Origin of the sequence: Glutamicibacter sp. NPDC087583 (assembly GCF_044743685.1) — a bacterium.
Taxonomy (GTDB): Bacteria; Actinomycetota; Actinomycetes; order Actinomycetales; family Micrococcaceae; genus Glutamicibacter.
Genome location: NZ_JBIUWY010000003.1, coordinates 55,930 through 69,080 on the forward strand (window position 1 = coordinate 55,930; position 13,151 = coordinate 69,080).

The window sequence follows — 13,151 nt, forward strand, 5'->3', positions numbered from 1 at the left end:
AGGCGTCGTCGAGGCTCTGCACCAACTTATCGAGTGAATTTTGTTCTGCCATCAAACTTTTGGTGAGTCAAGTCCACCTGATCGCGCGATAAATAAACGGAGACGGAAAATTCAAGTTCGAAAACGTTCAGCATGCGGTCCAATGTGATTCCGTCTGGACAGACCGATAGGATCGCAACTATCGGAAGTCGCGATTCGAGATTGACGTCAGAGGAGAATCAGTTTGAAGAAGCAAATCAATGTTGTTGGTGCTGTTATCGTCAGGAACGATGAAATCCTCTGCGCTCAACGAGGCCTAAACGGAAGTCTCGGCGGCATGTGGGAATTCCCTGGTGGCAAAATCGAAGAAGAAGAAACACCTCGTAAAGCCTTAGAGCGCGAGATCCGAGAAGAACTTCTCTGCACGGTCAAAGTAGATTCTGAAGTCACGAGTACCACCTATGAATATGACTTCGGAATTGTCACACTGACAACCTTCTATTGCGAGTTAGTCGAAGGAGAACCGCAGCTAACAGAGCATGAAGATGCAAAGTGGCTCAAACGCGATGAACTCATGTCCCTGGAGTGGGCGCCAGCGGACATTCCCGCGGTGGAAATCATCCAGGCGGCGTAGTGAAGACAAACGCTGATCTCGTTCTTGGTAGCGGTCTCTCTAGAGACGTCACTTTTGGATTCTTAGACGGGAAACAGCAATCTCGCCGCCATCACCACCCTCGTGTCGTATTGAACGCTGACGGAAATACAGTTCTGCGCATCCTTCGCGAAGAGCTTGCCCGTTGTGATGAATTCATTTTCTCCGTCGCTTTTGTAACCCCGAATGCGATTGCTTTACTTAAACAGGAGCTCGTGGAATTTTCGGGTCGAGGAACGATTGTCACCTCCGACTATTTGGGCTTTAATTCGCCATCGGCTTTTAGCGAGTTACTGAACCTTGAAACTCTAGGGATCAACGTTCGAATTCACAAAGCGGGAGCCTTTCACCCGAAGGGTTATATTTTCAAAACCGAGAATATGGTTACGGCCATGATCGGAAGTTCAAATTTGACCGGTAACGCCATCGTGAAAAATCATGAATGGAACTTGAAAGTTTCTGCATCCGAGGGCAGCGATCTAGCTGACCAGCTATCTTTGTTGACCCAGAACCAGCTTGAAGAATCCGAAGCACTGAGCCAACGGTGGATAGATGCGTATGCGGAACAGTACACGCCTCCTCCGATACGTCGGAAAGTAGCAACTGCCCCTCGAACTGACGTTGATGAGCATCTTCTGCCGATAGCGGCTGAACAAGATCTTGAAGTGAGCGGCCAGTCGCCGGATAGTGCTGTGTCGTCCGAGTTGCTCATGCCGATCCTCCCGAATCAGATGCAAACGGAGGCGCTCAAAGCGCTGGAACAGGTTCGGACGAGCGGGGCGTCGAAGGCCATAGTTATTTCGGCTACCGGTACGGGAAAGACGATCCTCTCGGCATTGGAAGTACGGGCAGCTCATCCTGGCCGGTTCTTATTTATCGTTCACCGCGAGCAGATCCTCGATAAAACCATCCAAGAGTACCGCCGCGTCATCGGTAGCGACTACAACGATTTTGGCAAACTTGCGGGTGTCTCCAAACAAAGCGACCGCAAGTTTGTTTTCGCAACGGTGCAGACATTGTCCCAAGATAGTGTGCTGCACGAAATTCAATCAGACACTTTTGACTACATCATCGTTGACGAGGCGCATCGCGTTGGTTCTCCAACATACAAGAAGGTCCTTGGATACCTCGAACCTACTTTCCTGCTTGGCCTGACAGCCACACCAGAACGTAGCGATGGATTCAATGTTTTTGAGTTTTTCGACTACAACGTGCCGTATGAGATTCGCTTGAATCACGCGTTGGAAGAGAACATGCTGAGCCCATTTCATTACTACGGGATAGCCGACGTAACGCTTGATGACCAGACGATCCTAGACAGCACAGATGATCTGGGACATCTAGTTACGGCGGACCGTGTTCACCACATTATTGACGCGCTGGCTAAATATGGGCAGGCGGGTGTTGCCCCGAAGGGGCTTATTTTCTGTTCTCGTAAAATGGAAGCTGCTGCTCTATCTGCAGCGCTGAACCAGCAGCAACTGCGAGGGAAAACTTTGCGGACGGTGAGTCTCAGCGGTGACGATTCCGTGGAACAGCGAGAACGAGTAGTTGGGCAGCTGGAACGCGGAGAACTCGACTACATCCTCACCGTCGACATCTTCAATGAGGGGGTGGATATCCCCACAGTGAATCAGGTTGTGATGCTTCGCCAAACGCAATCGGCCATAGTGTTCGTGCAGCAGCTTGGACGCGGTTTGCGTAAAGCACCGATGAAGGACTACTTGGTGGTGATCGACTTCATTGGCAACTACGCGAACAACTACATGATCCCGATCGCGCTTTTCGGCGATGAATCGCTGAACAAAGAGTCGCTGAAAGAGAAGCTTATTTCCACCGAACAGGCGGGCGTACTTGCAGGGTTATCGAGTGTTCGATTCGATAAGGTCTCGCAGCAGCGTGTACTTGATTCCATCCGTACAACTGCTCTGGACAGCATTCAAAAGCTCCGCGGTGCGATGCAGTCGATGCAGAACCGCGTCGGACGCGCACCGAAGCTCTTTGATTTTTATCGATTTGAATCGGTCGATCCGGTATTGCTGGCAACGAAGAAGGAAAACTATCCAGCGTTGGTCAAGAGTCTTTTGCGGATTGATCATGAGCTTAGCCAGGATGAGCTCAAAGCGTTGTCACTACTATCGCATGAAGTCCTGACGTCGAAGAGAATTCATGAGTTCGTGCTTGTCCGTGAGTTGCTTTCACACGGGTCGGTAACCTTGCCCCAATTCCAAGCAGCGCTCCTCAACGAAGGAATCGACGCGGCCCATCGCGAATTGATGAGCACCGTAGAAACTCTGAATCTTGCTAATCACGGACAAGTTGATCAAAGTCGATATGGAATTCGCTTGGCGAACATCGATGGAGAGTCCATATCGGCTGATCCTGGTTTTCTCAGTTCATATCGTTCACACCGTGCATTCACCAACGAAGTGGACGACATCATACAAACGGGCATGGCCCTAGTGCGAGACCGGTATGTTGCTGGAGATCCGTTTATCGTTGGAGGACAGTATTCCCGAAAGGAAGTGACACGTCTTCTGGGACTGCCACGAAAGTGGACTTCGACGCTTTACGGGTACAAAGTCGACCCAGAATCGAAGACCTGCCCGATTTTTGTGACGCTGCACAAATCTGACGATATCTCGGCTAGTACCGCGTACCAGGATGAACTGGTTGATCCTTCCCATCTGCGATGGTTCACGCGATCAAGGCGAACGCTACAGAGCGATGAAGTCCGGCGAATAGTGGATAACGAGGTTGATCTGTACGTCTTCGTTAAGAAAGACGATGCGGAAGGTACCGAATTCTTTTACTTAGGCCAGGCCGATTCACGTAATGCCGAGCAGACTCACATGTCTGGAAAGAACCAAGAGCAGCTTGACGTTGTCACGATGAACCTGCATTTTGAGAAAGCGATCGACAACGCTCTGTACGACTATTTGAGCCCGAATGTAAACCTGACGTAGTCTGGCCGATGATTTTCTAGAGCTTCTAGGAGTGCGATTGAATGCAGTACGATCCGATGCGGAACGGGATGAAGGCGAACCACAGATTCGTCTTCTAATTGATAACGACACAGGTATCGACGATGCCTTGGCGCTCGCGTTCCTGTGCGCCTGCGACCACGTAAAGATAGAGGCCCTCACCAGCACGCCTGGAAATGTCGACGTCGAACAAGTCGCTGCGAATAATCGAGCTCTGTTGGCGCTCTGCGGCCGCCCCGAAGTTCCGGTACTCATTGGTGCACGGGAGCCTCTGCAGATTTCGCTGGTGACCACACCGGAAACTCACGGTACGCAAGGTGTTGGTTACGCGACTCTTCCAGATTCAGAATCCGAATCTTCAACAGATGTTGGCGCAGTGGACTACTGGATTGAAGCAGCCCGAGCTAACCCGAGAGAGCTGACGGTCCTGCTCAGCGCCCCGTTGACTAACTTCGCACTAGCGCTACGCGAAGAACCTAGACTTCCCTGGTTGCTGCGCAAGGTAGTGATCATGGGCGGTGCTTTCTACTACCAAGGGAATACAACACCGACGGCCGAGTGGAACACACACGTAGACCCACACGCCGCAAAGGAAGTATTTGCTGCCTACTCTGCTGCCTCTGAACAAGGATTGGACTCCTCGAAGTTGCCGATTGTCTGCTCTCTGGACACCACGGAGCGCTTCGAAATGCAGCCGGAGTTCCTGACGAAGCTCTCCATTGAAGCTGGATGCGATGAACCGGAAATAGTCCAGGCCAGCGACCCGGAGGGGACGTTGAGCAAGTCCTCCAGTCCGCTGGTGCGCTATCTCTCCGATGCCCTGCGCTTCTACTTCGAATTCCACAGGAAATACGACCAGGGCTACATTGCCCACGTGCACGACTACTTTGCCGCTGGTGTCGCCGCGGGGACGCTTGAGTACCAAACCCGCCTCGCAACGGTGGACGTAGAGACAGAATCGCAATTGCTCTTCGGTACCACGGTGGCCGATTTCCGCGGGCTGTGGGGCAAGCCGGCGAATGCCCAGGTGGTTGCGGCAAATGATCCTGAGGCAGGGTTTGCCGAGCTGGTCCAGCGTCTCGGTGCACTGGCAAGGAAACTCAACGAGAATTCCTGAGCACAGGCAGGTGGGCTAGAATCGTCTACCGGGTCGAGGTGACATAGACCCGCCATTCACGCGTTGCGGGAGCAATCTTGCGCGCAGCCAAATTCGTATCCCCAGGATTGCCTCATCATGTCACCGAACCTTCTCTTGCCCGAAGCATCAGCGACCCAGCTCCTGCGCCGCCGGGTGCTCGGCGCCGCTGGAACCCTGTTGCTCGTTGGAACCTACCTGTTCCTGGTCATCACCCAACCCGCGGGAATCGTCGAGGGCTTGGGCCAGGGAGTTGCCTTGGCAACTTTCGCTGCCTACCTGATTGCAGCCGTCCTGCTGCTGCTCGCCGTGCTGCCGGATCTGCCGGTCTCCGCCCTGACACTGATTCCGGTCGCGCTGGCACTGAACATCATCCTGGGCCAATTCGTCGGGTCCGTCATGGTCCCGCTCTACCTGGATTCCATCGGTACTGTTCTCGTGGGCTTCTTGGCCGGCCGCCGTGCCGGTGCCGCCACCGGTGTGCTCAGCACGCTGATCTGGTCACTGTTTGCCCCCACCGTTTTGCCGTTCGCTGCCGGAGCCGCACTGGTTGGTTTTCTTGCGGGAACCGCCGCTCGCTACGGCGCCCTGCGCCGGCCATACCTTGCCCCAATCGCGGGTCTGGTTTCTGGTGTACTGGTTGGCGTGGTCTCCTCCCCGGTGGCTGCCTTCGTCTATGGCGGCACCTCGGGTGTCGGTACCGGCGCAGTGGTTGCGGCCTTCCGCTCCATGGGGGATTCACTGCTCTCCGCGGTCACCAAGCAGGCCCTGATCTCTGACCCGGGAGACAAGGCAATTGTCTTCCTCATCGCGGCGTTGCTGGTCTTCGCCTTGCCGAAGCGCTTGAGCGGTTCTTTTGAATTCATCCGCCGCTACAAGGTGCTGGGCAAGAGCGGAAACAAGTAGGCCACCCATGAAGCGCCGCATCGCTGAGTTGCATCCTTTTACCGTGCTTTGCCTAGCCGTGCTCACCGTTTCGGTGGCCACGGCTGCCAGCCGCTGGTGGCTGAGCTGCGCGGTAATAGTCCTTTGCCTGGCCATTGGCGCAGTTGCGGGCAAAGCCCGCAAACTCGCCGCGCTCAGCGGTGCCATCATGCTCCCGACCCTCCTGTCCTTGCTGATGATCCATGGGCTGGCTTCGCAGGATTCTTCGGCGGTGATCGCGGCATGGGGACCAGTCAGCCTGACGCTTGGGGGAGTGGAGATCGCCATGGCACTGGCCTTGCGCACTGCCGTGCTGGTGGTGGCGGGTTTGCTTTGCGGACTGCTGATCGACAAGCACCAGCTGGTGGCAGCTATCGACTTGTCTCCGGCTCCGCCGCAGGCGGGATACCTGTTGGCATCCACGCTGTTCCTTCTTCCGCAAATGATGGAAAAGCAGCATGCCATTGGCCAAGCCCAGGCCTTGCGGAAAGCAGGAACCGGCCGGGGCTTGGCCGGCTGGCTGCAGCGCCTGAAGCTGCGGGCAGTACCGCTGGTGCTCTCCTCGGTGCAAGATGCCCATGACCGTTCGGTGCATCTGGCCGCGCGCGGTTTCCCCGCCCGCGGCGAGCACAGCAGATTGCGCCGTGTCGCAGATTCGCAGATCCAAAGGGGCATCCGCTGGGTTGCCCTGCTGTGTTCGGTGCTGGTGCCGGTAGCGATTCTGGTGCCTCTCGGGGGAGCCTCATGATGGATATGGATCACCGTGCACCTGCCGGAACCACGGCGGCGCTGCACCTCAGGCTGGGAAGCTTCCGCTACTCCGAGGCGCACGCCGAGACCTTGGGCGAGATCGAGTTGGAATTCTCCCCAGGTTCCCTGACTGTCATCGCCGGCGACTCTGGATCCGGGAAGTCCACGCTGGGCGGAGTATTAGCTGGCATGCTTCCGCGGCCGGGAGCGGACCAATGCCAGGGAACGGTCACCCTGGCGGGGCAACGGATCGATTACTCTCCGGAGCATCCGCCACGAATCGACGTCGCCGGCTGGGCCAGGCACGTAGGACTGCTGCCCCAGGATGCCGGGCTCTACCTCTCGGGGATTCGCCAGACGGTTGCAGAAGAGCTGGTCTTCGCACGGGAGAACGAAGGAATGCCCCGTGAAAAGATGGCAGGGCTCATCGACGAGCTATCCACGCGGCTGTCCCTGGACCATCTGCTGGAACGCGATCCCGCCAAGCTTTCAGGCGGCCAAGAACGCCTGGTCGCACTCGCCGCGTTGTCCGCAGCGAAACCGTCAATCATTGTGCTCGATGAACCGTTGGCCGGGTTGGATTCCAAGGCAACTCAGACCGTGACCTCGATGATCACCAAGTTGCGTGCCGAAGGCACTGCACTTGTGGTGCTGAGCCGGACGACAGAAGCATGGGACGCCGAAGCGGATTCACTGTGGAACTTGGCGGAGGGAACTTTGCAGCGGGCAATTGCAGGCGCTGCAACCACTGCGTTGCTTTCCAAGTCAAAAAGACCATCTGTCCCCGCTGCATCTGCAAAGCCTTTCCTGGGCTTTTCCGGCGTGCAACTCGGATACAAAGGCGCCAGCGCCCCGGTCCTCTCCAACCTTGACCTCGAAGTCCGTGCCGGTGAATGCGTGGGGCTGGCCGGCGCCAACGGAACGGGCAAGACGACACTGCTCAAAGCCGCCGCAGGGCTGGTCAAGCCAACTGCCGGAAAAGTGCGGGTGGCAGGTGATGCGGGGATGCTCCTGCAGAACCCATCGGACCAGCTCTTCGAATGTACCGTAGCCCGGGAGGTCGCCTTTGGCCTTCCCAAGAAGAGCGTCCAACGTGACCGCGTGCCGTTGGTGCTTGCACAGCTGGGTCTGGAATCCTTTGCGCAGACCCATCCTTATGAGCTGCCGGCTTCGGCCCGCCGGCTCGTTGCCTTGGCCACCGTGCTGGTGCGCGAACCGCAGCTGCTCCTCCTTGACGAACCAACCGAGGCGCTGGATTCGGCGGGGCTTCACTGCCTGCACGGGGCCATCGATTCCGTACTCGAACGCGGGGGAGCGGTGCTGTTCTCCTCCCACGATGAGCGGTTCATGTCGTCCACCGCGCACAGGGTGCACCAGCTGTCGTAGCAATTTTTCTGCTGCGGGATAGGCGCCCGCGTCTGGGCCAAGCCTATTCCCGGTGCGCTCCAAGGTAATCAAGTCTCTGCGCCATGCACGCCGTACGGTGAATTCACACCCTTCTGCCCCGGTGGATTGTGGGTACTCGTCTATTCGGTCAGCCATTATTGCACCTCGCGAGCTGAGTCATCATTCCGGCCGTGCAAGGAATTGGTCCCCAAACCAAGGTAAAAACGCAGTCGTAGGTCAACTCATCGAGAGAACTGCTCCGACTGCTCCGCTGGCTCCTCCTCGCACCAACATTCTCTTGGCGTCACCAGATTTCATGCCTTCAATCCGTCGCGTACGCGAAGTGACGTGGAGGAATCCGAAGCGGCTGGATTTTGCTGCAATGCCCGCCTGCGAGCTTGCTTGTCACAATTGCCGATCCATGTGAAATAGAACTCCTTTACCGCTTGACGGTGTTGCCTTCGACACCCTAGTCTGTGATCACTGAATAAACACATAGTTCATCTAGTGAACACATTGAAGGGATTCAACATGACAAAGGAGATGCGCGTTTTCGCGTTCGACTTCAACGGCCCGGCGCATCTTTCCGCTGGCACATGGCGGCACCCGAAGGACCGGGGTGGTGAATACAAGTCGCTCGGCTATTGGGTCGAGTACGCGAAACTCCTCGAAGCTGCCTGCTTTGACGGGATTTTCTTTGCAGACAACGACGGCTACCACGAGACCTACAAGGGCTCGGTGAACGATTCCCTGAAGGATGGCGCGCAGATCCCGGCCAATGATCCTTCGTACCTGATTCCGGCCATGGCCGCGGTAACCAGGAACCTGAGCTTCGGTGTCACTTCCTCCACCGCCTACGATGCCCCGTACAAGCTGGCGCGCAAGTTCTCCACTCTGGATCACCTGACCGATGGCCGAGTGGGATGGAACGTCGTCACCTCTTATACCAACAGCGCAGCGCGGAACATCGCCGGACTCGAAGCCGCCGAAGCCCATGACGACCGCTACGCCCGCGCCGAGGAATTCATCACCGTGGCCATGAAGCTCTGGGAGACTTCGTGGGACGAAGACGCAGTGCTGCGCGATGCCGCGACCTCCACCTACGTGGACCCCAGTCGCGTGCACAATATCGAGCACCAGGGCGAGCACTTCAGCGTTCCGGGCATCCACCTGTGCGAACCTTCGCCGCAGCGCACCCCGGTGATCTTCCAGGCTGGCGGATCCCCGCGCGGCGTGGCCCTGGCCGCCAAGACAGCCGAGGCTGTCTTCCTGAATGCGATGACCAAGGAAGCGCTGAAGAAGCAGGTCGACGGGCTGAAGGCCAAGGCGCTGGAATTCGGGCGCAACCCGGAGAGCATCGCCACCTTGCAGATGATCACCGTCATCAGCGCTGCCACCGATGAAGAGGCGCAGGCCAAATACGAGGAGTACCTCAAGCTGGTCTCCTACGACGGAGCCATGGCCCGCTACAGCAGCTGGGCCGGGGTGGACCTGTCGGCTTTCGACCCGGATGTCCCGCTGAAGGACATCGATACGAACGCCGGGCAGACCATGCTGAACTTCTTCCTGAAAATGGACCCGTCCAAGGACTGGACCACCCGTGACATCGCCGAGTACATCGGCATCGGCGGCACCTCGCCGGTCATCGTGGGCGGACCGGAAACCTGCGCGGATGAGCTGATTTCCTGGATGGAGCAGACCGGGGCCAGCGGCTTCAACCTGGCCAATGCCGTCAAGTTCCAGGACATCAAGGACTTCGCCGAATTCGTCGTTCCCGAACTGCAGCGCCGAGGCGCCATGCGCACCTCCTTCGCCGGGTCCACCCTGCGCGAGACGCTCTTCGGAGAAGGCAACGCCCGGCTGCCCCTGGACCACCCAGGCGCAGCACTGAACCAGCAGACCACCGCACAAGCCAGCTAGGAGTTCCCCATGTCCATCATTGTGACCCCGCAGAACACGGGGATTGATCCGGCCGAATACCGCAAGGTCTTCGGCGCCCTGCCCACCGGCGTCACCGCCATCACCGGCATGACCGCCGCCGGCAAGCCCATGGGCTTCGTCGTGGGAACCTTCATGTCCCTGTCGCTGGAACCGCCACTGGTCACCTTCTGCGTCGACAAGGGCTCGAGCACCTGGCCGACCCTGCGCTCCCTGGGCCGCTTCACCGCGAACATCCTGTCCACCGAGCAGCTTCCGGTCAGCCGGGCGCTCTCCCGCAAGGGCGTGGACAAGTTCGAGGGCATCGACTACGAGATCGGTGCCAACGGCACCCCGCGCATCGCCGGGGCCTCGGCCTGGATCGACTGCGAAGTGCTTTCGGAAGTCGTTGCCGGAGACCACTACATGATTGTCGGCGGAGTGGAAACCATGGAAGCCACAGAGCGTGAAGCGCTGCTCTTCCGCGGCGGAAAATTCGGAGATTTCAACCTTTGGCCGGCACCGGCCCCAACTGCAAAGGCCTAGCATCATGGCATCAATCCTGGAACGCATCACCTCCGCCTGGACCGAGGCGTGGAGCAAGGGCAATACCGCGGCTTTTGCGGATCTGGTATCCGAAGACTACGTGCGCTACTCCAAGACCGGCGAAGAGCGCATCGATGACCTGTTGAACCAGATCACCGAATCCCACCAGGCCTTCAGCGACTTCAACATGGAAATCCTGCGGGCCATCGAGGACGACAACCTGGCAGCAATCCACTGGCGCAGCACCGGGGTGCACACCGGCGAATTCATGGGCGTCCCGCCGACCGGCCGCACGGTGACCGTGACCGGCGCGACCTTCATCAGCCACTGCGATGGCAAGGTCACCGAAGAATCGGTGGTCTGGGATCCACGCGAAATGCTTTCGGCCATGAGCATCTGGCATCTGGGCGACCAGCGGATCAAGAAGTAGCAAGCAGCAGCGACGGGGCGGCAGGCAAGCCGCCGCCCCGTCTGCCCAAGACATTCCGGCGGCCCGCGCCGCCCGAGGTGAGGATGGAGATCCCTTTGCCAATCAACATTACCCAGACTGCCCAGCGCCTGATTTCCGCCAAGGAATCACGCCAGCCATTGGAAAGCCTGATCGATCATTCCGCAGGCCCCACGGTGGCCGATGCCTTCCGCGTGCAGCAGGAGATCATCCGGCTGAATGTCGAAGCGGGAGACAGCATCTCCGGCTTCAAGCTGGGCAACATCGCCAAGGCCATGCAGAGCAAGTTCGGGGTGGATGAACCGGACTACGGCTACCTGCTGGCCAGCCAGTTCTACCCGGAGAACCTGCCGATCAGCGCCGCCGACTTCATAGAGCCTTTCATTGAGCTTGAACCTGGCTTCGTGCTGAAGAAGGACCTGGGCGGCAAGCATGTCACCGCAGCGGACGTCATGGCCGCCACCGACTTCGTGGTGCCCGCACTGGAAATCATCGACTCCCGGATTAAGGACTGGAAGATTGGCCTGTTCGACACCCTGGCCGATAACGGTTCGGTGGGAGGGGTGATTCTCGGCGGGCAGCCGCGCAAGCTCTCCGAGGTCAATCTCGCGAACCAGCCCGGTTGCATTGAATTCGACGGCCAAGAAGTGGCCCGCGGGAACACCAACGCCATCCACGGCAATCCTGTATCGGCCATCGCCTGGCTATGCCGGCGCATCGCCGAATACGGCGTGACCCTGAAGGCCGGCCAATTCATCCTGCCCGGCAGCTGCCTGGCCGCCGAGAAGATGGTCCCCGGCACGGCGGTCACCGGCCGCTTCGAAGGCTGGGGAGAAATCTCCTTCGACTACACGCCGGAACCTAGTTCCGCCACGCATTCCTGAACCGCTCCACAGAGCAGAAAAGAGCTTGAAAATGTCCCTGAGCATTGCGCCAACTACCGAAAACACCACCACCGGGCAGCTGGAAGCCTATCTTGCCGCCGCGCAGGACAGCTTCGGCACCTGGGCCGCTACCAGCCCGGCCCAGCGAGCCGGAATCCTGGACGTCGTGGGCGATGCGCTGGATGCCGCCGCGGACCAGCTGGTTCCGGTAGCCATGGCCGAGACCAACCTGCCCGAGCTGCGCCTTCGCGGGGAACTGAAGCGCACCACCTTCCAGCTGCGCTTCTTCGGGGAACTGCTGCGCGATGGCGGATACCTCGACGCGCGCATCGACCATGCCGATGCGCAGTGGCCCATGGGAGCCGCCCGCCCGGATCTGCGGCGCACCCGCATTCCGCTCGGTCCGGTCGTGGTCTTCGCGGCCAGCAACTTCCCCTTCGCCTTCTCGGTGGCCGGCGGCGACAGCGCCTCGGCGCTGGCGGCGGGCAACCCGGTCATCGTCAAGGCGCACCATGGGCATCTGGAACTCTCGCGGCTCACCGCCCAGGTGGTCAACGATGCCTTGGCTGGGGCTGGCGCGCCAGACGGGCTATTCCAGGTCGTCTTCGGAACCGAAGCCGGGCGCACCGTCCTGCTGGATCCGCGGATCAAGGCCGCAGGATTCACCGGTTCCATCCCCGGGGGCCGGGCCCTGATGGACCTGGCTGTTTCCCGCGATGAACCAATTCCCTTCTACGGGGAGCTGGGCAGCAACAACCCGGTGTTCGTCACCGAGCAGGCTGCCAGCGTGCGCGGCGAGCAGATCGTCGCCGATTTCATCGGCTCCTTCACCACCAGCGCCGGGCAGCTGTGCACCAAGCCCGGAACGCTGTTCATCCCGCGCGGCTCGGGCTTGCGCCCGTTGCTGTCCGAGGCCGCGCTCCCGGCTGGGGCCGGGCTGCTGAACCAGCGCATCCGCGAAGGCTACGGGCAGGTGCTGGACCAGCTGTCCGCGCACCCCGGTGTCGAGGTGCTCGCGCAGGGCGGCGAACCGCTGGGCGAGCAGCCTTCGCCCACCTTGCTGATCACCGGCATCGACGAGCTGCTGGCAGATCCGCAGGCCTTGCAGGCCGAGTGCTTCGGGCCGACTGCACTGGTCGTGGAATACGACTCCGAGCAGCAGCTGGTGGCTGCGGCGCAGACCTTCGAGGGCCAGCTGACCGCAACCATCCACGGCGAAGAAGGCGACCGCGTCAAAGAGCTGGTCGCGGTGCTGGCGAACAAGGCCGGACGCGTGCTGTGGAACCAGTGGCCCACCGGGGTTTCGGTGACCTACGCCCAGCAGCATGGCGGCCCCTACCCGGCCACCACCGCGGTGGGGACCACCTCGGTCGGTGCCGCCGCGATCGAGCGGTTCGTGCGCCCGGTGGCCTACCAGAACTTCCCGCAGCATCTGCTCCCGGCACAGCTGCAGGATGCCAACCCGGATAGCGTTCCGCAGCTGGTCAACGGCCAGCCGCGCGGCCGCTGAGCGGAACCGCGAAGTACCAACACGAGGGAATAGCCC

The 13,151-nt window shown here is 59.3% G+C and carries 11 protein-coding genes; all 11 read left to right on the forward strand.

Annotated elements, in window-relative coordinates:
* The first annotated feature begins 223 nt into the window (after positions 1-223).
* The 11 genes from ACIOU9_RS09400 to ACIOU9_RS09450 all read left to right on the forward strand — a co-directional run bounded on the left by ACIOU9_RS09400 (position 224) and on the right by ACIOU9_RS09450 (position 13,115).
* A complete protein-coding gene (locus tag ACIOU9_RS09400) occupies positions 224-613 on the forward strand; it encodes a (deoxy)nucleoside triphosphate pyrophosphohydrolase (RefSeq protein WP_133834774.1) in 390 nt (129 codons plus the stop codon).
* Positions 613-3,597 carry a DUF3427 domain-containing protein gene (locus ACIOU9_RS09405; RefSeq protein WP_402696728.1) on the forward strand — a complete coding sequence of 995 codons (2,985 nt, stop codon included), beginning with the start codon at positions 613-615 and terminating at the stop codon, positions 3,595-3,597. Before ACIOU9_RS09400 ends, ACIOU9_RS09405 begins: the two co-directional genes overlap by 1 nt.
* A gap of 37 nt (positions 3,598-3,634) precedes the next feature.
* The gene (locus tag ACIOU9_RS09410; protein WP_402696730.1) at positions 3,635-4,732 is read left to right on the forward strand and encodes a nucleoside hydrolase; all 1,098 of its coding nucleotides are present in this window, start codon (positions 3,635-3,637) and stop codon (positions 4,730-4,732) included.
* Between the two features lie 117 nt (positions 4,733-4,849).
* A complete protein-coding gene (locus tag ACIOU9_RS09415) occupies positions 4,850-5,656 on the forward strand; it encodes a glycosyl transferase family 9 (protein WP_105659162.1) in 807 nt (268 codons plus the stop codon).
* A 7-nt stretch (positions 5,657-5,663) separates the two neighbouring features.
* Complete coding sequence (locus ACIOU9_RS09420) at positions 5,664-6,422, forward strand: energy-coupling factor transporter transmembrane component T family protein (protein ID WP_402696731.1); 759 nt, start codon at positions 5,664-5,666, stop codon at positions 6,420-6,422.
* Positions 6,419-7,810, forward strand: coding sequence for an ATP-binding cassette domain-containing protein (locus ACIOU9_RS09425; protein WP_402696733.1), 1,392 nt, complete (start codon positions 6,419-6,421; stop codon positions 7,808-7,810). Before ACIOU9_RS09420 ends, ACIOU9_RS09425 begins: the two co-directional genes overlap by 4 nt.
* Positions 7,811-8,341: 531 nt before the next feature.
* Positions 8,342-9,730 (forward strand): LLM class flavin-dependent oxidoreductase, encoded by a 1,389-nt coding sequence (locus ACIOU9_RS09430; protein WP_402696734.1) that lies wholly within the window; start codon positions 8,342-8,344, stop codon positions 9,728-9,730.
* A gap of 9 nt (positions 9,731-9,739) precedes the next feature.
* Positions 9,740-10,273, forward strand: a complete 534-nt coding sequence (locus tag ACIOU9_RS09435) for a flavin reductase family protein (RefSeq protein WP_208294291.1) — start codon at positions 9,740-9,742, stop codon at positions 10,271-10,273.
* 4 nt (positions 10,274-10,277) lie between these two features.
* Positions 10,278-10,703: an ester cyclase gene (locus tag ACIOU9_RS09440; RefSeq protein ID WP_332489374.1), complete on the forward strand. Its 426-nt coding sequence runs from the start codon at positions 10,278-10,280 to the stop codon at positions 10,701-10,703.
* A 95-nt stretch (positions 10,704-10,798) separates the two neighbouring features.
* Complete coding sequence (locus tag ACIOU9_RS09445) at positions 10,799-11,605, forward strand: 2-keto-4-pentenoate hydratase (protein WP_402696736.1); 807 nt, start codon at positions 10,799-10,801, stop codon at positions 11,603-11,605.
* Between the two features lie 31 nt (positions 11,606-11,636).
* Positions 11,637-13,115, forward strand: a complete 1,479-nt coding sequence (locus tag ACIOU9_RS09450) for an aldehyde dehydrogenase (NADP(+)) (RefSeq protein ID WP_402696738.1) — start codon at positions 11,637-11,639, stop codon at positions 13,113-13,115.
* The last annotated feature ends 36 nt before the right edge of the window (positions 13,116-13,151 follow it).